Origin of the sequence: Streptomyces sp. S07_1.15 (assembly GCF_020739505.1) — a bacterium.
Classification (GTDB): Bacteria; Actinomycetota; Actinomycetes; order Streptomycetales; family Streptomycetaceae; genus Streptomyces; species Streptomyces xinghaiensis.
Map to the genome: position 1 here is coordinate 6,999,331 of NZ_JAJBZK010000001.1, position 22,327 is coordinate 7,021,657.

Genomic DNA, 22,327 nt, shown 5'->3' on the forward strand with positions numbered 1-22,327 from the left:
TCAGGACGAGGACGAGGACAAGGACGACGAGGAGGGGGAGGCGGGTGGCGGCGCGGCCGGCGCGGGCCGGGCCGCGGCCTGCCGGGACGCCATCAGGCGCTTGATGAGGCGCTGCGCCACGAAGACCAGGATGAGCAGCAGGAACATCGTCCACGCGACCGTGGCCGCCCGCCCCATCTGGTAGTTCTTCCAGCCCTCCTCGTACAGCAGCAGCCCGAGGGTCTGGTACTGGTTGTTCACGCCGCCCGTGATGCCGTTCGGGCCCTGGCCGAAGATCAGGGGTTCGCCGAAGAGCTGGGTGGAACCGATGGTGGAGAGCACGATGGTGAAGACGATCGTGGGCCGGATGCCGGGGATGGTCACCGTGCGGAACTGCTGCCAGCGCGTGGCGCCGTCGATGGCCGCGGCCTCGTACCGGTCCTTGGGGATGGCCTGCATCGCCGCCAGGTACAGCAGGGCGTTGTAGCCGGTCCACCGCCAGATCACGATGGAGGAGATGGCGAACTGGGCGGGCCACTTCTGGCTCTCCCAGTCGACGTTGTCGAAACCGAAGAGGCTCAGAAACCAGTTGATCATGCCGAAGTCGCGCTCGAACAGCATGGTGAAGACGAGCGCGGCGGCGCCTACGGAGGTCGCGTACGGGGTGAGGGCCGCGACCCGGAAGAAGGCCGAGCCCCGCATCCGGTAGTTCAGCAGATGGGCCAGGCCCAGGGCCATCAGCAGCTGGGGGACGGCGGAGATCACGCCGATGGTGACGGTGTTGGCGACTGCGTTCCAGAACCGCTCGTCCTGCAGGAGTTCGGTGTAGTTCTGCAGCCCCTGCCACACCATCACGTCCATGGTGGCGAGTTCCACGTCGTGGAGGGAGATCCAGGACGTGTAGAGCAGCGGATAGAAGCTGAACGCCGCGAAGATCACGAAGAACGGGGCGATGAACGTGTAGGGCGCGGCTCCCACGTCCAGCCGGTGGAAGAGGTTGCGCCGGCGCTGCCGGGTGTCCTTGGAGCCGCCGGAGCCGGGCCCTCCGGGGGCGTCGGCCGGGGCGTCCTGTGGCCCGTCGGCCGGGGGTACCGAGGTGGAGGTGGCCACGGAGGGCTTCCTTCCGTCAAGTCGTGGGCGGGGCGGGCGGAGCCCGGTGGCCGCCGCCGCGGGCGGGCGGCGGCCACCGGGCGTCACGGGGTGGGTCAGCCGACGGCCTTCTCGATGCGCTCGTTGGTGGTCTTCCGCGCCTCGGAGGGGCTCTTGCCCTGCTCGATCAGCTGGAGGCCCTGGGAGAAGATGTCCTTGATGGTGCCGTCCTTGCGGCCCAGCACCTGCTCCTCGGGGATGTCCTTGGCGGCGGCGCCGAAGATCTCACCGATCGGCGCGTCGTTGAAGTACTCCGACTTCGCCCCGGAGACCGCCGGGTCCTTCAGCGCCTCCTCGGAGGACGGGAAGTTGCCCAGCTCCTGGAAGAGGTACGCCTGCTGCTCCGGCGCGGTCAGCCAGGCGACCAGCTTCTTGGCCTCCTCCTTCACCGGGCTGCTGTCCATGACACCGAGGAAGGAGCCGCCCCAGTTGGCGCCCTTCGGAGCCTCGGCCACGTCCCACTTGCCCTTGTTCTCCGGGCCGGCCTTCTCGCTGATGTGGGCGAGCATCCAGGCCGGGCAGACGGTGGTGGCGAAGGTGCTGTTCGCCAGTCCCGGGTCCCAGCCGGGCTGGAACTGCCGCAGCTTGGCGGTCAGTCCGGCGGTCGCGGTCTCCGAGGCCAGGTCCCAGGCCTCCTGGACGGCGGGGTTCGTCTTGTGGATCAGTTCGCCGTTCTTGTCATAGAACTGCTCGGAGTTGCCGTAGATCATCGCGTTGAAAAGACCCGAGGCGCTGTCCAGATAGGCGGCCTTGTCGTCCTTGAGGCCCTTCTTGAACTTCTTGCCGGTCTCGACGTACTCGGACCAGTCGTTCTCCCAGAGCTTGGCCACCTCCTCGCGGTCGCCGGGCAGGCCGGCCTTCTCGAAGAGGTCCTTGCGGTAGCAGACGGCCATCGGGCCGATGTCCGTGCCCAGGCCGATGATCTTGTCCTTGGGCGTGGTCACCTGGCTCAGCTTCCAGGGCAGGAAGTGGTCGATGCCGTCCACGTCCGACAGGTCGGCGAACTTGTCGGCCTGGGTGTCGACGAGCTCCTTGGCCCGGCCGATCTCGATGCCCTGGATGTCCTTCAGCCCGCTCCCGGCCGCCAGCCGCGTCTGCAGGGCCGTGTAGTACGTCTGCTCGTCGCCGGCCACGTCGGCCTCGACGACGACGTCCGGGTTCTCCTTCATGTAGCGCTTCAGGAGTTCGGTCTCCTTGAAGCCCATCACTCCGAAGAGCCCCATGGTGATCTTGGTCTTGCCGTCGTCCGTCTTCCCGCTCTCGCCGTCCCCGCCCCCGCAGCCCGCGACGAGCGCGAGGGAGAGAGCGGCCGAGACGGCGGCTACGACTCTTGTACCAACTGCCTTGCGGACACTGCCCATGACGTCCTCCTAGTGGCGGCGCCGGAGCGCCGGAGCCTTGGCTCTTCGAGGCTGTCCCCCCGAGCTGGGCTAGGGTGGGACCGTTCCCATCGCCGGGTGGGAACGATCCCACCGGGGTTGCTGATGACTGTGTGACCGAAAACGGATGGCGTCAAGAAGAGAAGTCGTCTCCGTTACGAGAACGTGTCCCAGTCCCCGACGGCCGGGAGGCGGGCGGGCCGCCGTCTGGCACAATGCGCTGCTAGGCGCCGTCCGCGGCGCCGTGCAGGAGAGGAGAGACGGCAGCCCATGGGCGCCAGTCAACGGCCAACTATTAAAACCGTGGCCGCGCGAGCCGGGGTCGGCCGCACCACGGTCTCCCGCGTCCTCAACGGTTCCCCCCTGGTCAGCGACGCGGCCAAGGCCGCCGTCGAGGCGGCCATCAGCGAGCTCAACTACGTCCCCAACTCGGTGGCCCGCAGCCTCGTCACGAGCCGGGCCGACTCCATCGCGCTGGTGATCCCCGAGTCCGAGAGCCGGCTCGGCTCCGAACCGTACTTCTCCGCCGTGATCCGCGGAGTGAGCACCGGACTCGCCGAGAGCCAGATCCAGTTGCTCCTCGTCCTCGTCCGGGACCAGCGGGAACTGGACCAGTTCACCCGGTTCCTCGCCGCCCGCCGCGTCGACGGCGTGCTGCTGGTCTCCGTCCACCGGGACGACCCGCTGCCCGGACTGCTGGAGGAGATGGGCCTGCCGACCGTCCTCGCCGGCCGCCGGTCGCCGGACGAGGTCCTGCCCCACGTCCACTCCGACAACCTGGGCGGCGCCGCCGAGGCGGTGCGCCACCTGCTGGAGCGCGGACGCACCAGGATCGCGACCATCAGCGGCCCCCTCGACATGGACGTCGGCCACAGCCGGCTCCAGGGCTGGCGCGACGAACTGCGGCGCGGCGGCCTGGAGCCCGACGAGAGCATGGCCGAGCCGGCCGACTTCACCGAGGAGGGCGGCCGCGCCGCGATCCGCGCCCTGCTGGAGCGGCACCCCGGCCTGGACGCCGTGTTCGCCGCCTCGGACGTGATGGCGGCGGGCGCCGTGGCCGAACTGCGCAAGCTCGGGCGGCGGATCCCGGAGGACGTGGCGGTGGTCGGCTTCGACGACTCGATCATCGCCCGCCACACCGATCCGCCGCTGACCACGGTCCGCCAGCCCGTCGAGGAACTGGGCCGCACCATAACGGAGTTGCTGCTGAAGGAGATCGACGAGCCGGGGAGCGCGGAGCACTCCCTGGTGCTGCCCACCTCGCTCGTCGTCCGCGACTCCAGCTGATCCTCCGCGCCACCCGGCCACCCGGCCACCTCCGGACCCGGGCCCGCCGTCCCGCCGTCCGTGGCGTCCGCGGCGTCCGCCCCGCCGGAGCCATGTCCTCCTCCCGTCCGCGTTGTTAGCCTCGCCGCGTCACCTCCCGAGCACCTCTCGTGAAGGAGAAACACATGCGGAGAAAGCGTGTTCCCGGCTTAGCCGCGGCCCTCACCACGGGCCTCGCCCTCGCCCTGCCGGCCCTCCCGGCCGCACCGGCTGCGGCCGCCTCCCCGGCCACCGCGCCCGGATCCTCGCTGACCCTCACCATCACCCCGGACCAGCCGTCCGGATCCGGCCCGCGCACCACCGTCACCCTGGAGTGCGACCCGCCGGGCGGCACCCATCCCCGTCCCAAGGAGGCCTGTGCGACGCTGGCCGCGGCGGACGGGTACTTCGAGCGGATCGCCCCCGGCTCCGCGGGCTGCACGGGGCTCTGGGCGCCGGTGACCGTCACCGCCGACGGCAACTGGGGCGCCCGCGAGGTCTCCTTCACGGAGCGGTACTCCAACCGCGGCTGCGCGGCCGCCGCGACCGGGGGTGTCTTCCGCTTCTGAGCCGCTGACCGGCCCCGCCGGGCATCCCGGCCCGCGGCGGCGCGGCCCCCGGAACGGGCGGTGCCGGGGCCGCCCCGGGCCCCGGCCGAACCGTGATCGCACGGTAATGGGCCCCACACCTCCCACCCGGGGGCTGGCTGGCGCATACTGGACCCAATGACAAAGTCAGCCGGATACCGGCGCCACCTGCCTTCCAGCCCCTTCAACGTCCCGGTCGTGCCGCCGCCCGAGCAGTTCGCGGTGGGAAACCGGGTCACTCACGACGAGCACGGCCTCGGCCGGGTCATCGGTGTGGAGGACGAGACCGCGGTCCTGGTGGACTTCGGCGGCCTTCGCGCGCGCGTCAAGAGTCCCTACAGCAAGATGACCAAGCTCTGAGGCGCCGGCCGCCCGCTGCCCGGTCCGCAGAGGGCCGGCTCCGGGGGCGCGCCGGCCACCTCGCGAGGCTTCCGGTACGGCCCGGCCACCCCGTGGTCCCCGTGCCGGCGGCCCCGGACGGCGGCGCCCGAGACCGGGCGGCCGCCCCCACCGGCGCCCGAGACGGCGCCGTCCGGCCGTACCGGCCGTCCTTCCCCTGAACCGGAGACCTCCCATCCACCAGACGACCTCGCTCTTCTCCGCCGTCGAAGCGGAGCGGACCACCACGGCGGCGGCCTCCGGGCCCCCCGCCACGAACCCCTTCCTGACTCCCGTCTTCGACGAGACGATCAGCGGAGCGGAGGACGACTTCGGGGACGCCCCGGAGCGGTAGGCGCGCGGTGCCCCGCCCGGACGCGCCCGTCCCCCCGCCGGAGCCGGCCGGGGGACGGCCGCCGGGCGGCTGTCGGTGGCCGGTGGCAGGCTGATCCCACGGCAACGACGGACGGCCCGCGAAAGGAACCCCCGTGATCACCACTGACTTCGTCACCGGCTCCCCCTGCTGGATCGATCTCGGCGTGCCCGACGTCGGCGCCGCGACCGGTTTCTACGGCGCCGTCTTCGACTGGGAGTTCCGGTCCGCCGGCCCGGAGGCCGGGGGATACGGCGTGTTCCGCCGGGACGGCCGGGTGGTCGCCGCGGCCGGTCCGCTCACCGAGGAGGGCGCCCGCCCCGCCTGGACGGTCTACTTCCTCACCCCCGACGCGGACGCCGCGGCCCAGGCCGTGGAGCGGGACGGCGGCGCGGTGCGGGTGCCCCCGTCCGACATGGGCGGTGAGGGCCGGATGGCCCAGCTCACCGACCCCCTCGGGGGAGAGTTCGCCCTCTGGCAGCCCGGGGCGCGGGAGCCGGGCCTGGAGTCCGTGGACGCGCCGGGAGCCCTGTGCTGGGTCGAGCTGTACACCACCGACGGCGCCGCCGCGCGGGAGTTCTACCGCGGCCTCCTCGGCTGGGAGACGCAGGACATGGAGATGCCCGGCGGAGGCGGCACCTACATCCTCATCGGCCCCGCCGGCAAGGGCGAGGAGCGGATGCACGGCGGCATCATGGAACTCCCGGCGGAGCATCTGCAGCAGACCGGCGGGCGCCCCTACTGGCACCCGGTCTTCGCGGTCGAGGACTGCGACGCCACGGTCGCGAAGGTCACGGAGAACGGCGGCACGGTGCAGATGGGGCCGGAGACCGCCGAGGGCGTCGGCCGGATGGCCGTCTGCGCCGACCCCTTCGGGGCGGACTTCGTCGTGCTCACCCCCTCTCCTTCCGGCAACTGACGGCCGAACCGGGCACGTTGGCGGATTGGCATCCGGAGAACGGGGAACCCGGCCCCGGCGTCCGCGCCCGGCCCGGTCCCTGAGGGGTGGAGTCCCGGGTGCGGACACCGCGGTGCGAGGCCCCTCTCAGGAGACATCCATGGCGCGGGCAGCAGAAGCAGAGCCCCCCGGCCGGACCGGTCCGGCCCGCCGGCGGCGGCGCCGGGACCGTCCGCCCGGTCCCGGCGGCGCGCCGTCGTTCCCCGTCCGGCTGTGCGCCTCGGTCTTCCTCGCCGTCCTGGCCGGGCTCCTGGCCCTGCCGGCGGCGGGTGCCGCGCCGGCGGAGGAGCGGACGGTGCTGGCGACCCGGGTCGACGGCACCATCACCCCGGTCGTGGAGGGCCACCTCGAAGACGGGCTGCGCCGGGCGGAGGCCGGGGACCACGCCGCGCTGCTGGTCGAACTGGACACCCCGGGCGGGCTGCTGGAGTCCACCCGGGGCATCGTGCGGGCCTTCCTCAACGCCCGGGTCCCCGTCATCGTCCACGTCTCGCCCTCCGGGGCGCGTGCCGCCTCGGCGGGCGCCTACATCACCATGGCCGCCCATGTCGCGGCCATGGCCCCGGGCACCCACATCGGCGCGGGCACCCCGGTCGGCGGCCAGGGGGAGGAGGCGAGCGAGAAGGTCGTCAACGACTCCGCCGCGTTCGCCGTCTCGATCGCCGAGCAGCGCGGGCGCAACACCGGCTTCGCCGAGGACATGGTCCGCGAGGGGACCTCCATCTCGGACCGCGCGGCGCTGCGGCAGAACGTGGTCGACCTGGTGGAGCCCTCCCGCCGGGCCGTGCTCGACGCGGCCGACGGCCGGCGGGTCGAGGTGGGCTCGGAGGACCGGAGACGTGAGGTGGTGCTGCGGACGGCCGGCGCCCGCGTCGTGGAGTACGACCTCGGCTTCTTCGGCGAGCTGCGGCAGATGCTGGCCAGCCCCGAACTGGCGTACCTCTTCCTGTCCATCGGCACCCTGGCCGTCATCTACGAACTCGCCAGCCCCGGCATGGGCTTCGGCGGGGTCATCGGCGCCATCGCCCTGCTCCTCGGCTTCACCGCGCTGAGCGTCCTGCCCTTCCACGTGGCCGGGCTGTTCCTGATCCTCCTCGCCGCCGCGCTCTTCGCGGGCGAGGTGCTCACCCCCGGTATCGGGGCGTTCGCCGGAGGCGGCACCGTCGCCCTGGTGTTCGCCGGGATCTTCCTCTTCCGCGGGGAGACCGAGGTCGATCCGGCCGTGCTGTGGCCCACCGCCCTCGTGGTGGGAGCCGGCTCGCTGATCGCCGGCCGCCTGGCCTGGCGGGCCCGGCGCGGTCCGCCGGCCACCGGGGAGGAAGCCCTCCTCGGACGCGAGGTGGTCGTGCGCCGGGCCGAGGGCGACCGCGGCCAGGTGCTGCTCGACGGCGCGTGGTGGGACGTCCTCGGCCGGGACACCCCCCTGGCGGAGGGGCAGCTCGTCCGGATCGTGGACCGGCAGGACCTCGTACTCGTCGTCGAACACGCCGGCCCCGGTGGGGACCGGCCGCCTTCCGAGAAGGAGTGACCATGAACGGAGCACTGGTCGGCATCCTCGCCGCCGTGGGAGTCCTGCTCCTGCTGGCGATGGCCGCCATCAAGATCGTCCCGGAGTACGAGCGCGGAGTGGTCTTCCGGCTCGGGCGCATCATCGGGGCCAAGGGCCCCGGGCTGTTCGTCATCATCCCCGTGGTGGACCGGATGATCCGGGTCTCCCTGCGCACGGTGACCATGGACATCCCGCCGCAGGACATCATCACCAAGGACAACGTCACCGTCCGGGTCAACGCCGTGACGTACTTCAACGTCGTCGACCCCAACCGGTCCGTGGTGGCCATCGAGGACCACATCAAGGGCACCTCGCAGATCGCCCAGACCACCCTGCGGAGCATCCTCGGCCAGGTGGACCTGGACGAGCTGCTGATCAACCGGGACGAGATCAACCAGCGGCTCCAGCGCATCATCGACGACGTGACCAACCCCTGGGGCGTCAAGGTCACCCTCGTCGAGGTCAAGGACGTCGAACTGCCCCAGCCCATGCGGCGCGCCATGGCGCGGCAGGCGGAGGCCGAACGGGACCGGCGCGCCAAGGTCATCCACGCCAAGGGCGAGTTCGAGGCCGCGCAGACGCTGGCGGACGCCGCGGAACGGCTGGAGGAGCACCCCGCGGCCATGCAGCTGCGGATCCTCTCCACGATGGCCGAGGTCACCGACGAGCGGAGCTCCACCCTCATCTTCCCGCTGCCGATGGAGATCCTCCGGCTCGTGGACACCCTCGGGGCGGGTGGCCGGCAGTCCGGCCCCCACGTCGAGCGGGCATGACTCGCGGCCGGCACAGCACGGCACGGCACGACGCGGCCCGGGGCCATACCCGCTCCCGGCGGACGAGTGATCCGATTCCGGACGGATGGGGCGGGGCCGGCCGGGTAGACGCGGCCACAGCGTGTGATGTCCGTGTTGTCGTCAAGTGCCGCCCCGCCGATTCCAGGGGTGTGGGGAGTACGCATGTGGGACTGTCCGTCACCGCCGCGATCACTGACTTCCGCCGGCCCGGTCTCCGGGCGGTACCGTCTGGACCGGCATCTCGGTTCGGGAGGTGTCGCGGATGTGTACGCGGGGGTGGACCTCCGCCTCGGGCGGCCGGTGGCCGTCAAGGTCTTCCGGCCCGGTACGGAACCGGAGATGGAGGAACGGTTCACCCAGGAGGCCCTCCTCCTGGCCCGGCTGCGGCACCCGGGACTGGTCACCGTCTACGACATGGGCCGGCACGACGGCAGCGCCTACCTCGTCATGCAACTGGTGCCGGGACGGACCCTGCGCGACCGCGCGACCGCGCCCCTGCCGCTGCGGGAGGTCACCCGGCTCGGCGCCGCCCTTGCGGACGCCCTGGCCCATGTGCACGACGCGGGGATCGTGCACCGCGACGTGAAGCCCGCCAACATCCTGCTGGACACCGGGGGCAGCCCGTATCTGACCGATTTCGGCATCTCGCAGCTGGTCGGCACGACCGCGCACACCTCCACCGGCACCCTGGTCGGCACCGCCGCCTACATGGCGCCCGAGCAGGTCACGGGTGAGGGGGCGGGACCGCCCGCGGACGTCTACGCTCTCGGCCTGGTCCTGCTGGAGTGCCTCAAGGGCGGTCTGGAGTACCACGGCGCCCCGCTGGAGGCGGCCATCGCCCGCCTGCACCGCCCGCCGGTGCTCCCCGGCTCCCTGCCGGAGGACGTGGCCGCCCTCCTCCGGGCGATGACGGCCCTCGACCCCGGAGCCCGGCCCGCTTCCCACGACTGCCGCACCGCACTGGCTGCCCTGTGCGGCGACGGGGCCGCCGCTGCCTCCGCCCACGGGCCCGCCGTCCAGCAGGCCGGCGGCTTCCCGTCCGGCACCGTGCCCGCTGCCCCGGCCGCGGCGCCCGCCGGGCCGGTGCCCGCCGGAGGGCGGTCCGGCGGTGACACCCTGCCGGGCGTTCCCCGGCAGCCGGCGCGGAGCCGCCGCCTGCTGGCGGCCACGGGCACGGCGGTGCTCGCCGCGCTGCTCGGCACCGCGCTGGCGGCTCCCGCCGACGCCCCCGGCAGCGGCGAGCAGTCCGCGTCCCCGCCCGCCGGCACCGGCCCCGAGCAGCCCGCGCCCGAGGCCCCGGCCGCGGAGGACGGGGGAAGCCAGGAGAAGCCGGAGGCGGCGGAGCAGGAGGAGACGGTCTCCGCCCGGCAGGCGGAGAAGCGGTCCGGTTCCTCCGCCGCGTCCGGCCCCGCGCCGCAGCGGCCTGCCCGGGACCCGCAGGGCGGGCCCGGCACACCCGGCCCGGCGGCGGCCTCCGCCCGTTCCGCACCGGAGGGGTCCCAGGGGCTCCGCACCGCCGGCGCGACCGCCGCGTCGTCCGGGAAGGGCGGGTACGGGAAGGCGCGGAGCAAGCAGGTGAAGATCCTGGGCGGCGGCGGAGCGCACCGGCGCTGACGGGCCCGTACCGCGCTCCGCCCGCCCCGGGCGCCGGGCTCGCGCGGCGCGGTCTCACCCGATCAGAAAGGCGCCCGCGGTCGCTCCGCCGAGCGCGGAGCCCGCGAGGGTCTGCGCGACCGTGTGGTACCCCAGGGCGACCCGGGACCAGCAGACGGCGACCACCAGCGGGACGGCCGCGAGCCACCACGGGGAGTGGACGGCGCCGAGCATGGCGACCACCGAGGCGGCCACCGCGCAGTCCACGCTGATCTTCCAGACCGTGTTGACCGCGAGCAGGCCCACGGTCATGGCCCAGAGCGCCAGCATCGCGGTGAGGACTCCCGCGGGCGCGCCGCCGAGCAGCATCACGGCGGTCCCCAGCCCGATCGAGCCCAGGATGACGAAGAAGATCGGCGCGCGCTGCGTGCGGTCCACCACGTGCCGGCAGCCCCAGGTGCCCCGCCGGCGTTCCCACTCCACGTACCAGGCGGGGATGATCCCCGAGCAGAGGGCGCCCAGCAGTCCCCAGGGCACCCCCCACCAGCCGCCCGCCGCGGCCGACCCGATCCCCGTCATGCCCGCGAGCAGCACGTTCCGGGGCTGGAAGAGATCGGTGACGGCACGGGCGGCGGCCGCACGCCCGTACCGGGAGCCGCGTCCGGAGCCGGGGCGGGGGGCGGAGCCGGGGCCGGTGGTCTCGGTCGTCGTCATGCGCTCTGTCCCACGGTGCGGAGAACGGCGGTCGTCCGCTCGGCGGTGACCCGGGCGTAGGCGGCGTGGACGCGCAGCAGCCAGGAGACCTCCTCCTCCATGTCGGCGCCCGGCGTGGTCGCGAAGGCGGCGGCGGGGCCGGGCGGCGCCCCGTCGGACTTCATCCGCAGCGCGCTCCTGATCCAGTAGGCCTCGGCGGTGGGCCGCTCCTCACCGGCGGGCGCACCGGCCTCGGCGGCCGCGCGGGCGGCGGGCAGCAGCTCGTCGGGGACGTGGTGCCGCAGCTTGTCGACGGCGTCGCCGATGTCGTGCACCCACCGGTCGAGCCGGACGCCGACGGGCATGTCGGTGCGGGTCAGCTCGCGCAGGCGGCCCGCCGGGGGGTCGAACGGGATGGCCGGAAAGGCCTCCATCAGATCGCGCCACAGCGGGTACAGCGCGGCCAGCGCCCGCCAGTGGCGCCACCGGCGGACGGCCGCCGCGGCGCTCGGCACGCTGGCGCCGAGGGCGAAGAGCACGAAGACCAGCAGCTGCACCGCCTCGGTGACGGCTTCGAAGCGGTCGGCCACCGCCCGCCCCGGCGGTTCGGCGACACTGACCCAGATGAAGGCGACGCGGCTGGTCACATAGGCGACGCCGAGGAACATGGCGACGGCCATCATGCCCAGGCCGATCCGGAGCAGCGGGCGTTCGGCGCGCAGGGTCTGGCTCGTCCACTGATAGGCGCAGACCACGGTGGCGGCGGTGAGGAAGGCGTAGAAGACCGTCATATAGGCGGTGGCGCCGGGCTGTCCGGCGTGCTCGGCGAGGAAGTGGTTGCTGGGCCTGCTGCGGTCCACGACGGTGAAGAACAGCACGGTCATCAGGGCCAGCGCGCCGAGGGCCGCCTTGGTGGCGACGCGGGCCACCCACCGGGAGACGGCGACGTGCCGGGGTATCGCGCCGTCGCCGTCGTCGCCGGGCGAGGTGCCGTACATGGCGACGATGTAGCTGAGGATGGCGAGGATCGCCGCGGTGGAGACGTAGTGCTTGAGCAGGATGTCGAGGTCCGTGACGGGGGAGCGGTCCAGGCCCAGCCGCACCGCCCTGGTCTTCAGCCAGAGGGCGGCGGCGAAGCCCGCGTAACAGCCCCACAGGGCCCGGCGCTGGGCGTCGCCCCAGAGCGCGGAGGGGAGGCGCCACAGGGCGACGGCCGTCATGATGCCGGCCACGGCGTAGCCGAATAAGTCGAGCACGGGTCGTTTCCTCCGGGGCAAGGGGTCAGGGGCGCCGTCGGCGCCGGCTCGCGATGGGCCGGGAGAGGGAGCTGTCCAGACGGCCGAGCACGTCGTCGCGGACGGGCTGGTCCCGGGCCATGAGCGGAATGAGGGAGGCGGAGACCTCGGCCTCGCGTTCCTCGACGGTGTCGTAGTGCGCACGGGCCTGGATGGCGACCCCGCCGGTGAAACGGGCGATCAGGCGCGGCCCCAGGGTGGGGATCTGACGGTGCAGGTCCTCCGGGGTGAGGGTGCCGCCGTGGTCGAACCACTCGTGGCCGAGCTCGTGGAGGATCGTGTGGTTGGTCTGGTTCTCGGTGGCCCGCCGCTTGAAGAGGACCAGGCTCCAGCGCGGGGTCTTCACCCGCAGACCGCAGGCGGTGTCGGGGTGCTGCATATGGTCCGGCAGCGGCATGAGGATGATGCGGCGGCCGCTGACCGCCTCCATGTTCCGCACGAGGGCGGGCACGGAGAAGGGGCTGGGGACGGGCAGGTCGGCGAGGCGTTCTTCGCAGTTTCTCCGGAGTCGGCGCAGGGACATCGGCGGCCTCTGTGGGGGCTCTGGCGGGGATACGCAGTGCGGGCGCGGCCGTGCGGTGGGCGGACGATTCTAGTGCGGACGCTCCCGCCCGGGGCCCGGGTTCCCGGTTCCCGTGCCCGCCGTCCCTCCGGTTCCCGTGCCCGGTGCCGCTTCGGCTCCCGCGCCGTCCCGGAAGTCGGCGAGCACTTCGTTCATGAAGGCCAGCAACTCCCGGGAGAGGCCCTCGTCGCCGATGCCGCGGCCGGCGATGCCGGTGATGTCGCCGTTGTGCACCGAGCGGAGGAAACGCAGCGACTCCACGACCTGCCCGACCACCTCGCTGCGGGTCTTGAAGAACCGCGGGTCCACGTCGAAGAACTCCGCGATGCCCTGGAGGATGTCGTCCGAGGCGGTGTAGGGCCTGCCGGTCTCGGGGTTGGTCTTCCCGGTGCGGAGCTTCCAGAAGGTGGTGTGCCCGATGACATGGCGGCCCGCGCGCTCGTTGATGGCCTGGACGACCTGGCGGTCCGAGGGGACGCTGCTCCCGCCGGGGCCGCCGCCCGCCGGGAAGGCGTTCTCCAGCAGCCAGGTGATCTTCTCCGCGAGGGTGCGGGGCTCGTCCCCGGGAGGTACGGCTGAGCCACTCATGGGTCGGCCCCCACTTCACGTCTCCGGCGGCTCCCCGGCCGGCTCACGGCCGGGGCGGCGCAACGCGACGCGCGAACCCGGAACGGTCCGCGCCGGTGTCCAGTCGGTCACTGTATCCCACCCCGGGTCGAGGCCAACGCGTCTGGTTCCGGCCGGAGTTGGACCGCCGGAGGGCTGTCCCTTGCGCACGCGTTCGGCGTCACTGTTTACTCGGAAAAACAGTCCGGGGGTCTGACACGGGGGTGCAGACCCCCGGACTCGTCACGCCCCGCCGTCCGCCGCCCGCGCGGTCACCCGGCCGCCGCGCCGCGCCGCGCTCAGCAGCGCACCGGCCCGGGCACGGTCATCCGGAACGGCCGGACGGCCAGGGAGGGCCGGGCGCGGCCGTGCCGCAGCGGCGGCAGCCGGTCCGACCACTCGGTGACGGTCATGGCCTCCCGGCGCGGCCTGCCGACGAGCCGTCCGGCGATGAACAGGCGCCGCCCCGGCGTCCCCCCGAACCCGGGGAGCACCGCCGGCAGCGGCGGCAGCGCGGACAGCGGCCCGCGCCCGGGGCGGAAGGTGAACCGGGCCAGCGTCCCCCCGTCGTCGCCGACCCGGAGGGAGTCCCCGGCCCAGGTGAACCCGGCCGGTTCCTTGGGGAGGCCCCAGATGGCGCGGCCGCCCCGCACGGACGCGTCGTCGTCGACCCAGATCCGCTGGATCAGCAGCCCCGCGCGGCGGCCCCGGCGGACCAGCGGGCCGAGGGCCAGCTCGTCGTAGCGCAGGGTCCCCTCGCGGTACCGCACCACGCCCACGGCGATCCGGTTCCGGGGCCCGAGCGGGCGGACATCGGGCGGCAGGTCCGGCGGGCGCCGGACGGGCAGCAGGCCGAACCACATCTCGCCCCGGGACACCCAGGGCGCGGGCGGGTGGGACGGCTGTCCTCCGGTGGGATCGGGCATCGCTCGCTCTCCTCCTTCTTCCGGCGCCTCCCCGAGGGGTCGCCGGGGCCGTGCCCCCTGTACCGAGCCGCCACCGCCCGGGCGGCCGGCCCGGCGGTGGCGGTGCGTCAGGTCCGGCACCCGTTCCGTGCGCCCTCTCATCCTGTCCCCCGGAGCCGCGGCGGAACCGGCGGACCGGCCGCCGCTTTGTCGGCATATGCAGTGATGGGCGGGGCAGCCGAAGCAAGGACCACCCCCTCACCGTTGGAGGACCACCGTGCTGATGGCCCACCCCGATGTCCTGCGCGACCTCGTCGACCGCTACACCACCCTGCAGGCGCCGGCGGGAAGCGGCGAACCGGGCCCGGAACTGCGCCGGCGCCTGGAGGACACCGCGTACACGCTCTGCGTGTCCACCGGCACCCGCACGGTCGACAGAGCCCTGGCCGAGGCGCGGCGGCGCCTGGCGTCGGCCCCCGGCCCGGCCGCACCCGCCGTGCCGGACGCTCTCTCCGGCCCGGCGGCCGCCGCCGGCTGACCCCCGCGGGCGGTGCGCCCGGACGCCACGGTGCGCCGTCCGCGCCACGGCGTGGACGGCGCGCGACCCACTCGGACAACGTACGGAGAACCGATGCCTCCCCCTCCCCGGCCACCCGGCCCCACCCCGCCCGAGCACCCGCGGCACCCGGACGGACGGCCGCGGACGGCCGGCCGGCACGACGGCGCGTACGCCCCGGACCGCGAGGTCCCGCTCGGCGGATACGCCGCCCTGACCGCCGGCTTCGCCGGCGGGGTGGGTCTCTTCGCCCTCGGCCTGCGGAAGTCCGGGCGCCGGTTGCCCGAGCGGGTGCCGCCCTGGGACGTGCTGGTCCTGGGCACGGCCGTCTACAAGGCGTCCCGGCTGGTCAGCAAGAGCAAGGTCGCGGGCTTCGTCCGTGCGCCGTTCACCCGGCGCACGGCGGATCTGAGCGCCGGGGAGGTCATGGACGAACCTCAGGGGAACGGTCCGCGGCGGGCCGTGGGCGACCTGCTGGCCTGCCCGTTCTGCCTCTCCGTCTGGATCTCCGGCGCGCTGGTCTGCTCGTACGCCGTCGCGCCGCGCCCGACCCGGCTGGTGGCCTCCGGGCTGACGGCCGTGGCCCTCTCCGACTGGCTGCAGTACGCCTGGACTTTCACCCAGGACCGGGTCGAGGGCTGAGACGGCTTCCGTGCCGCCGGCGTTCCGCTCGCGGCACCGCGACGAATACCGCACCGCGACGAGACCGCACCGCGACGAGACCGCACCGCGAGACCGGCACCGCGGCCGAGGCCGGGGCAGCGGGGGATCACTCCCCGGCGGCCCGCCCTCTCGGCGCCCCGCGCTTCTCCGCCGCCCGTCGTCCCGCGCCTCCGGGCGGGTCGTGCGCAGCGCCAGCAGCGCGCAGTCGTCGGGCTTGTCGGCGCTGGGCTGGTGGTGGAGGAAGACCTCGCACAGTTCGTCGGCGGACAGCCCGGCCGTGCGGCGGGCGAGTCCGGTCAGCCGGTCGAGCCCGGCGTCGAGGATCTCGCCGCGGCGCTCGACGAGGCCGTCGGTGAAGAGCAGCAGTGTCTCCCCGGCGGTGATCCGCGCCTCGCTCTCCGTGTAGGCCACGTCGTTGACCATGCCCAGCGGCGGCGCCAGCGCCCGGTCCAGGAAGCTGCTGCTGCCGTCGGCGTGGATGAGCAGCGGCGGCAGATGGCCCGCGCGGGCGTAGTGCAGTGTCCCCGACGGCCGGTGCAGCACGAGATAGCAGGCGGTGGCCATCCGGCCGGGGTGGTAGGCGCGCAGGAAGTGGTCCAGCTCGGCCAGGACGGCGCCGGGCCGCCGCCCGTGGCGCAGCACGATGCCGCGGAGCGCGGCGCTGATCTGCCCCATGGCGGTCGCCTCGGACAGGCCGTGGCCGGCGACGTCCCCGATGGTGAGCCCGATGTGGTCGCCGTCGAGCACATGGACGTCGTACCAGTCGCCGCCCACGTCGACGAGATCGCTGCCGGGGGCGTAGCGGCCGGCCACGTCGAGGCCGTCGATGACCGGCAGGACGGGCAGCAGGCTGCGCTGCAGCCGCTCCGCGAGGCGGTGCTCGTGCTCGTACAGGCCGGCCCGTCGCAGGGCCTGCGCGATCTGCTGGGCGATGGCCGTGACGTGGGCCTCGTCCGGCGGGGGGCCGCCGTCGTGGTCGATGCTGAGTTCGCCCAGCGACAGCCCGTCCGCCTCCAGGGGCAGCCGGAGTACGCGGGCGGGGGAGCCGGGGGCGGCCTCCCGCCCGCCCGTGTCCGCCCCGGCCGCCTCGGCCACCCCGTCCGTCCGGCTCGTGGTGGCGTCCGGTCCGGGGCCCTGCTCCGGCAGGGCGGGGGCATGGCCGTGGTCGAGGTCGGTCCAGCTGTCGCCGGCCGCCGCGCGGAGGCTGTCCGCGGGACCGAGGGACGGCACGAGCCGCTCGGAGTGCAGGGCCAGGCCGACCGACCGGGCGCCGAGCGCGGCGGGCGCGGTGTCGTGCACGGCCTCGACGACGGCGGCCGGGGTCGCCGCGGCCGCCAGAGCCGCGGTGAGCCGGTACAGGCGGTTCAGCCGGATGCGCCCCGTCTGCTCGGCGACGAGCAGATGCTCCCGCTCGGCCTCGGCGGCCCGCCGGAAGGCCATCTCCTTGTTGAGCGCCCGCACCTGCTGGCTCAGCGCCACGAACTGGTCGGTGTGGTCGAGACGCGTCAGATGGAGCTGGATCGCGGGTTCCGGGCCGGTCCACCACGTCGCGCGGGCGCCGTGGCAGCGGAACGGGATGAGGTCCCCGCGGGAGTCCTTGATCTTCAGGGAGCCCGGCAGGGGGTCCCCGCTGCGCAGCCAGTGCCCGAGGTGGCCCCGCAGACCGTCGGTGTTCTCGTCGGCCAGGGCGAACAGGTCGGCACCCGCCCGGAGTTCCGGGACCAAGCGTGTCGCGGCCGTGTTGACCGCCAGGATCCGCCCGCCGGCCGTGGCCAGCAGAACGGGGTGCGGCAGCAGCTTGGTGATGGCCCGGAAGAGATCCAGGCTCATCCAGTCACCGGACCCGGCGAGGGGACACGGCCGACCAGACCGGAGTCGTCGAAGTACTCCCGGCCCAGGGACGAGTTCTCCCCGGAGTCGTCCGGCTGCGGCACGAGATGCACGACGACGCGGCAGCCGGTGGCGCCCCGGGCGATCGTCTCCTCCAGGTCCACCCGGGCATAGCCGAGGTTGCGGGCCGCCACCGTGCCGAACATGTTGCTGGTGAGCATGCACATCGACTCCCGGCCCTTCACCTGCTCCCCGAAGGGGCAGCTGCGGCTCCCCAGGACGATCTTCTCCTCGTCCTGCTCGATGAGGTGGAAGTCGCCACCGATGCGCTGCTTGAAGTCGACCATCACCTCGGCCACCTGCTCGCGGCTGAGCTTGTCCAGCGACAGGGCACGTGTGTAGGTGTCGTTGAGCTGCAGACCGACCGACTGCCCGACCAGGCTGATGTAGCCGGACGCCTCCTGCAGCCCGACCACGGACTCCAGGGACGTGGCCAGTTCCCGCAGCAGCGTCCGCATGAACACATCGCGTTCCACGCCGACCCCGGCGCCGCCAACCTGGTTCATGGGGTCCTCCCAGCTGTTCGCACTGTCGCCGGATCCTCACGCGGCTGCGAAGAGAAGCCGGTCATACGAGACGATACGGCACCGCTCGCCCCGACCGGCCGCAGCTGTGCTCCGGCCACTGCCCTACCTTCCCCCGATGCGTCCCGCCATGCTGGCCCGGGAGCGGCCCGCGCCGCGCGGACGGCGCGCACCGCGCGCCCGGGAGCGTTCCGGCCGGCCCGCCCCCGCACCCTCGTGCAACCGGGGCACACCGGGCCGGAAGCCGGGCGGTCCGGCCGGGAGCGCGGCCGAACTGCTCTGGAATCCACGGACGTTGCGGCCGTGCTGCGGTAGTGTGGCGGACCCGAGCAGTGCACGACCGAGGAGGTGGGACCCATTACCGCTGTCGCAGGCCGGGTGCTCTCCTCTCGTGGACGTACGGTCCGTCCGGGATAGGTGACCGGGAGGGCGCCCTTCGGTTTCCGGAAGGTTCCCATGCCGGTTTTTCCCTCGTCGTCCGCTTCTGTCCCTTCTTCTCCTTCTCTCCCGCCTGTCCCGCCCTCCGGCGCCCCGTGGCGCTCCGCGGCCACCGCCGCCGTCGTGGCCAGGCTGCGCGCCGCCGGCTGTGTCTTCGCCGAGGACGAGGCGCGCCTGCTCATCTCCGCGGCGCCCACCCCGGACCGGCTCACGGCCCTGGTGGACCGGCGCGCCGGCGGCCTCCCCCTGGAACACGTCCTCGGCTGGGCCGAGTTCTGCGGTCTGCGCGTCACCGTGGACCGCGGGGTCTTCGTCCCGCGCCCCCGGACCGCGTTCCTCGTCCACCGCGCCGCGGCCTGCGGCCCGCCGGCCGGCCCCGGGCGCCCGGCGCCCGTCGTCGTCGATCTGTGCTGCGGCTCGGGCGCCGTCGGCGCGGCCCTGGCGGAGGCGCTGGGGCGGGTGGAGCTCCACGCCGTCGACATCGACCCGGCCGCGGTGCGGTGTGCCCGCCGCAACCTCGCTCCCGCCGGCGGCCGGGTCCACGAGGGCGACCTCTACGAGCCGCTGCCCGCCCGGCTCCGCGGCCGGGTGGACATCCTCGTCGCCAACGCGCCCTACGTGCCCACCGGGGCCATCACGCTGCTGCCGCCGGAGGCCCGCGACCACGAACCGCTCACCGCGCTCGACGGAGGCGCCGACGGGCTGGAGATCCAGCGGCGCGTGGCCGCCGGGGCCCTCCGCTGGCTGGCCCCCGGCGGACACCTGCTGATCGAGACCGGCGGGCACCAGGCGCCGGACACCGCCGGGGTCTTCGCCGCCGCCGGGCTGATCCCCCGCGTCGGCCACTCCGAGGACCTGGACGCCACCGTCGTCACCGGCACCCGGCCGCACTGCGGCCCGGTCCCCTGACCGCACCGCCCCGAGAACTCCCGCTCCCGCCCTTCCGCGGGCACCCCTCCGGCGGAAGGGCGGAACGTGCGGGAGGCCGGGTCGGAGCGGCGGGCCGGGCGTCACCGGTGCCTATAGTCGTCCGGTGGCCCTCTTCCGCATCACCCGCCGTACGCCGCTGCCCGCCGGCGAGGCCTGGCGGCGCGTCACCGACTGGGAACGGCACGCGGACCACGTACCGCTGACGCGCATCACGGTCGCCCCGCCCCCGCCCGCGCCGACCCGCCCCGGCACCGTCTTCACCGCCCGTACCGGTGTCGGGCGGGCCGTGTTCGCGGACCCCATGGAGGTCGTCGTCTGGGAGCCCCCCGGGGCCGGCCGGCCGGGCCGCTGCCGGATGGAGAAGCGCGGCCGGGTCGTGACCGGCTGGGCCGGGATCGAGGTCCGCGAGAACGGCACCGGGGCCGAGGTGGTCTGGAGCGAGGATCTGCGCGTCACCGGACTGCCGCGGCTCCTCGACCGCCCGACGGCCCTGGCCGGCCGCCTCCTCTTCGGCCGCGTCATCGCCCGGCTGCTGGCCGCCGGCTGAACTCCGCCGGCCCGGCGGCGATGACGGGCAGGCACCTTCCGGCGTTCCGGGGGCAGAAGAGGAAGGGAACCGGACCGCCGAGCCCTCGCCGGAGGGCAGTGAGGAGAGGGAACCGTGCCTGTCACCTTCCGCAAGAGCTTCCGCATCCTGCCCGGAGTGCGGCTGAACCTCAACCGCCGTTCCATGTCGGTCACGTTCGGCTCGGGGAAGGGCCCGAAGCGGACGTACAGCACGAGCGGGCGCACCACCACCAGCCATGATCTGCCGGGCCCCTTCGGCTACCGCAAGAGCACCCGGCGGGGCGGTCACTGACCGCGTGTCGCGCGGGCGGGGGGCGGAGGACGGAACGGCGGAGGGCCGGCGACCCGGGTCGCCGGCCCTCCGCACGTCACATCCCGGGGCCGGCGGGCGCGCGGTGGGCCGGGCCGGGGGAGCGGGGCCGGGGAACGGAGCTCTCCCGGCCCGGAGTCAGCGTTCCCCGCCGTACCGGATGGTGACCTTCTCGAAGCCGAGCGAGGTCAGCAGGCCGCGGAGCATCGCGCTGGTGTTCTTCTCGGCCCGCTCGGCCAGTTCGCTCTCCTCGGCGGCCTCGGCGATGTGCCGGACGGCGAGCCGGTTCACGGCGCGCTCGTCGTTGGGGTTGTCGGAGAAGAGGTCGCCGAGCCGGTTCAGCAGCCCGCGCTGCTTCGACACCGCGTACGAACGGTCGGCGTCCAGGGCCGGCTTCCCCAGCCGCGCGTGGGGCAGCCGGAGGGTGGCCGCCGTACGGTCCTCGTTGACGACGACGCTGCGCTCGTCCAGTTCTCCGAGGTCCACGTACGAACTCACGCTGCCGGTACCGACGTAGAGCGTCCTGGTCCCCCGGATGGAGTCCGGCAGATACTTGGTGTCCTTCTCCAGGTCGACGACGACCTGGAAGTTCCCGGAGGCGCCCTCGTAGCGGCTCATGTCCTGGATGGACTCCAGCAGGGCCGGACCGGAACGGTCGTGCGTCTCCTCCCCGAAGAGGTCGTCCAGGCCCGGAACGATGTCCGCCCGGGTGACGAGGGTGAACAGCAGCGCGAGCGCGGCGAGGCCGGCGGCGGCCTTGGCCCACCACGGGATACGGCGGTGACGGCCGGGCGGGGCCGGGGGAGCGGGCTGGGTCTCGCTGGGTGCGACCACGGTGAGCCTCCCGGGGGCGGCGGAGTTGTTCCGGACCTGACGCCCGTATGCCCCGGCGGGGGAACAGGCAGTCGCCGGAACGGGTACCGGGCGGATGCACCGGAAGCACGGGGCGCGCCTCCGTGCCCCGCGACCGCGCGGACCGGGGGCCCGGCCGCCGCGCACCGGCGGCTCACCCGGCCCGGCCGCGCCCGCCGCCACCCCGGGGGCGGCGCGGACCCACCTAGGATCTGACGCGTGACCAGAGCCTTCGATCCCGACGAGCCAGTCTTCAAGAAGAGCCGGTGGGGGACGAACCGGTATGTCTACAACGCCGACAACCCCGTGGGGCTCACGCTCATCGTGGTCAGCGTCGTCTTCGCCGTGGTGATGCTGCTTCTCATGAGCTACCGCGCGGGTCCCTTCGCCCCCGACGAGCCGGTCTCGCGGTGGACGCCTCCGGAGACGGGCGGGACGCACCGGTCCCCGCCCGTTCCGGCCACACCGTGAGGATCCGGAGAGGGCCGCGCGGCGGCCGCGCGCCGTCCGGCCGCCGGCTGTGGCGGCAGTGGCTGCTCTGGGCCACGGCGGGGGAGATGGCCGGCTTCGCGGCACCGGCCGTGGTGGGAGCGGCGACAGCGGACGGACCCACGGCGCTGACCGTGACGGGCCTGGTGGCCGCCGGCGCGGTCGAGGGGGCGGTCCTCGGGCTGGCCCAGGCACGCGTCCTGCGGCGGGTGTGGCCCCGGCTCGACGGTGGCCGGTGGACGGCGGCCACCGCCGCGGCGGCCGCCTTCGCCTGGCTGCTCGGCCTGCTGCCCTCGGCCCTGCACGACGCGGTCGCCGACTGGCCCGTGCCGGTCCTCGCGGCCCTGGCCGCGGTCGCCGGCCCGTTGCTTCTGGTCAGCGTGGGCACCGCCCAGTGGTGGGTCCTGCGCCGGCATGTGCCGCGGGCCCGCCGGTGGATCGCGGGGAGCGCGGCCGGATGGCTGCTCGGTCTCCTGGTGTTCACCGCTCTGACCTCGCCGCTGTGGCGGCCCGGGCAGCCGGCGCCGCTGGTCGGGCTGATCGGCCTGCTGGGCGGCACGGCCATGGCGTTCACCGCCGCGGCGGTCACCGGGTGGGTGCTCGTCCGGCTGGCCGCGGAGCAGGCACCGGCCGCAGGCGGCAGCCGTGACACCACCGGCCCGGGCCGGGCACCCCGGCGGCCGTGACTCCGCCGCCACCGCGGCGTCGCCGGCGGACATCGGCGAGCCGGCAACGTCCGTTCGCAACAGGGCCCATTGGTCCCGGTGCGCCTTCCCCGTTCGGCACTGTGCCGGGCCGCCGCGAGTCGGCAGCATGGTCCCACGGCCTTGGGGGGCCGGTACCAGAGGGGTATGAGGGGGGTAGAAAAGGGGGGTGTGAGGGCGGCCCGGCAGAGTGTCCCCGGGCCGCTCTCACCGTGTCCGGACCGCCGGGGGCCGCCCCGGGCGGTCCGGACCGACGGCCGCTCACGGCGACCGACCCGCACCACACCGCCTCGCCCCGC

The 22,327-nt window shown here is 74.2% G+C and carries 23 protein-coding genes and 1 pseudogene; 14 read left to right on the forward strand and 10 right to left on the reverse strand.

The window, feature by feature from the left end; genetic code table 11:
- A complete protein-coding gene (locus LIX60_RS30115) occupies positions 1–1,089 on the reverse strand; it encodes a carbohydrate ABC transporter permease (protein ID WP_227962474.1) in 1,089 nt (362 codons plus the stop codon).
- Positions 1,090–1,184: 95 nt separating this feature from the next.
- Complete coding sequence (locus tag LIX60_RS30120; protein ID WP_227962475.1) at positions 1,185–2,489, reverse strand: ABC transporter substrate-binding protein; 1,305 nt, start codon at positions 2,487–2,489, stop codon at positions 1,185–1,187.
- 288 nt (positions 2,490–2,777) lie between these two features.
- On the opposite strand from LIX60_RS30120, the gene LIX60_RS30125 reads away from it, so the two are divergent.
- The 7 genes from LIX60_RS30125 (at position 2,778) to LIX60_RS30155 (ending at position 10,065) form a co-directional block, all read left to right on the forward strand.
- Entirely contained in the window at positions 2,778–3,794 is a 1,017-nt protein-coding gene (locus LIX60_RS30125) for a LacI family DNA-binding transcriptional regulator (protein ID WP_227962476.1), read from the forward strand.
- Positions 3,795–3,958: 164 nt separating this feature from the next.
- Positions 3,959–4,381 (forward strand): SSI family serine proteinase inhibitor, encoded by a 423-nt coding sequence (locus LIX60_RS30130; protein WP_227962477.1) that lies wholly within the window; start codon positions 3,959–3,961, stop codon positions 4,379–4,381.
- A gap of 156 nt (positions 4,382–4,537) precedes the next feature.
- Complete coding sequence (locus tag LIX60_RS30135; RefSeq protein WP_227962478.1) at positions 4,538–4,759, forward strand: hypothetical protein; 222 nt, start codon at positions 4,538–4,540, stop codon at positions 4,757–4,759.
- A 506-nt stretch (positions 4,760–5,265) separates the two neighbouring features.
- Complete coding sequence (locus LIX60_RS30140) at positions 5,266–6,069, forward strand: VOC family protein (RefSeq protein WP_227962479.1); 804 nt, start codon at positions 5,266–5,268, stop codon at positions 6,067–6,069.
- A 139-nt stretch (positions 6,070–6,208) separates the two neighbouring features.
- Positions 6,209–7,636, forward strand: a complete 1,428-nt coding sequence (locus LIX60_RS30145; protein WP_227962480.1) for a nodulation protein NfeD — start codon at positions 6,209–6,211, stop codon at positions 7,634–7,636.
- 2 nt (positions 7,637–7,638) lie between these two features.
- Positions 7,639–8,430, forward strand: coding sequence for a slipin family protein (locus LIX60_RS30150; protein WP_227962481.1), 792 nt, complete (start codon positions 7,639–7,641; stop codon positions 8,428–8,430).
- 285 nt (positions 8,431–8,715) lie between these two features.
- A complete protein-coding gene (locus LIX60_RS30155) occupies positions 8,716–10,065 on the forward strand; it encodes a serine/threonine-protein kinase (protein WP_308101960.1) in 1,350 nt (449 codons plus the stop codon).
- A 54-nt stretch (positions 10,066–10,119) separates the two neighbouring features.
- Here LIX60_RS30155 and LIX60_RS30160 read toward each other — a convergent pair whose 3' ends face one another.
- The 5 genes from LIX60_RS30160 to LIX60_RS30180 all read right to left on the reverse strand — a co-directional run bounded on the left by LIX60_RS30160 (position 10,120) and on the right by LIX60_RS30180 (position 14,126).
- Entirely contained in the window at positions 10,120–10,758 is a 639-nt protein-coding gene (locus LIX60_RS30160; RefSeq protein WP_227962483.1) for a hypothetical protein, read from the reverse strand.
- Positions 10,755–11,957 (reverse strand): MAB_1171c family putative transporter, encoded by a 1,203-nt coding sequence (locus tag LIX60_RS30165; RefSeq protein ID WP_227962977.1) that lies wholly within the window; start codon positions 11,955–11,957, stop codon positions 10,755–10,757. The genes LIX60_RS30160 and LIX60_RS30165 overlap by 4 nt, the downstream gene beginning before the upstream one ends.
- 61 nt (positions 11,958–12,018) lie before the next feature.
- Positions 12,019–12,555 carry a toxin gene (locus LIX60_RS30170; protein WP_227962484.1) on the reverse strand — a complete coding sequence of 179 codons (537 nt, stop codon included), beginning with the start codon at positions 12,553–12,555 and terminating at the stop codon, positions 12,019–12,021.
- A gap of 69 nt (positions 12,556–12,624) precedes the next feature.
- Positions 12,625–13,182 (reverse strand): hypothetical protein, encoded by a 558-nt coding sequence (locus LIX60_RS30175; RefSeq protein WP_227962486.1) that lies wholly within the window; start codon positions 13,180–13,182, stop codon positions 12,625–12,627.
- Positions 13,183–13,499: 317 nt separating this feature from the next.
- Positions 13,500–14,126: an acetoacetate decarboxylase family protein gene (locus tag LIX60_RS30180; RefSeq protein ID WP_227962487.1), complete on the reverse strand. Its 627-nt coding sequence runs from the start codon at positions 14,124–14,126 to the stop codon at positions 13,500–13,502.
- 262 nt (positions 14,127–14,388) lie between these two features.
- Between LIX60_RS30180 and LIX60_RS30185 the strand changes: the two genes are divergently transcribed.
- A complete protein-coding gene (locus LIX60_RS30185; RefSeq protein WP_265584962.1) occupies positions 14,389–14,643 on the forward strand; it encodes a DUF5133 domain-containing protein in 255 nt (84 codons plus the stop codon).
- A 93-nt stretch (positions 14,644–14,736) separates the two neighbouring features.
- A complete protein-coding gene (locus LIX60_RS30190) occupies positions 14,737–15,303 on the forward strand; it encodes a DUF1360 domain-containing protein (protein WP_227962489.1) in 567 nt (188 codons plus the stop codon).
- Between the two features lie 261 nt (positions 15,304–15,564).
- Here LIX60_RS30190 and LIX60_RS32000 read toward each other — a convergent pair.
- A pseudogene (locus LIX60_RS32000) lies at positions 15,565–17,154 on the reverse strand (PP2C family protein-serine/threonine phosphatase); the annotation flags it as partial.
- Positions 17,151–17,720: a methanogen output domain 1-containing protein gene (locus tag LIX60_RS30200; RefSeq protein ID WP_227962490.1), complete on the reverse strand. Its 570-nt coding sequence runs from the start codon at positions 17,718–17,720 to the stop codon at positions 17,151–17,153. The pseudogene LIX60_RS32000 and the gene LIX60_RS30200, both read right to left, overlap by 4 nt.
- Before the next feature lie 474 nt (positions 17,721–18,194).
- Here LIX60_RS30200 and LIX60_RS30205 point away from each other — a divergent pair, with 474 nt between their 5' ends.
- The 3 genes from LIX60_RS30205 to LIX60_RS30215 all read left to right on the forward strand — a co-directional run bounded on the left by LIX60_RS30205 (position 18,195) and on the right by LIX60_RS30215 (position 19,965).
- The gene (locus LIX60_RS30205; RefSeq protein WP_227962491.1) at positions 18,195–19,085 is read left to right on the forward strand and encodes a putative protein N(5)-glutamine methyltransferase; all 891 of its coding nucleotides are present in this window, start codon (positions 18,195–18,197) and stop codon (positions 19,083–19,085) included.
- A gap of 124 nt (positions 19,086–19,209) precedes the next feature.
- The gene (locus LIX60_RS30210; RefSeq protein ID WP_227962492.1) at positions 19,210–19,653 is read left to right on the forward strand and encodes an SRPBCC family protein; all 444 of its coding nucleotides are present in this window, start codon (positions 19,210–19,212) and stop codon (positions 19,651–19,653) included.
- A 114-nt stretch (positions 19,654–19,767) separates the two neighbouring features.
- Positions 19,768–19,965 (forward strand): DUF4236 domain-containing protein, encoded by a 198-nt coding sequence (locus LIX60_RS30215; RefSeq protein ID WP_227962493.1) that lies wholly within the window; start codon positions 19,768–19,770, stop codon positions 19,963–19,965.
- A 156-nt stretch (positions 19,966–20,121) separates the two neighbouring features.
- Here the strand turns inward: LIX60_RS30215 and LIX60_RS30220 are convergent, their stop codons facing one another.
- Complete coding sequence (locus LIX60_RS30220) at positions 20,122–20,817, reverse strand: DUF4230 domain-containing protein (protein WP_374117948.1); 696 nt, start codon at positions 20,815–20,817, stop codon at positions 20,122–20,124.
- Between the two features lie 237 nt (positions 20,818–21,054).
- On the opposite strand from LIX60_RS30220, the gene LIX60_RS30225 reads away from it, so the two are divergent.
- Complete coding sequence (locus LIX60_RS30225) at positions 21,055–21,306, forward strand: hypothetical protein (protein WP_227962494.1); 252 nt, start codon at positions 21,055–21,057, stop codon at positions 21,304–21,306.
- On the forward strand, positions 21,303–22,010 hold the full coding sequence (locus LIX60_RS30230) for a hypothetical protein (protein ID WP_227962495.1): 708 nt from the start codon (positions 21,303–21,305) through the stop codon (positions 22,008–22,010). The genes LIX60_RS30225 and LIX60_RS30230 overlap by 4 nt, the downstream gene beginning before the upstream one ends.
- Positions 22,011–22,327: the final 317 nt, after the last annotated feature.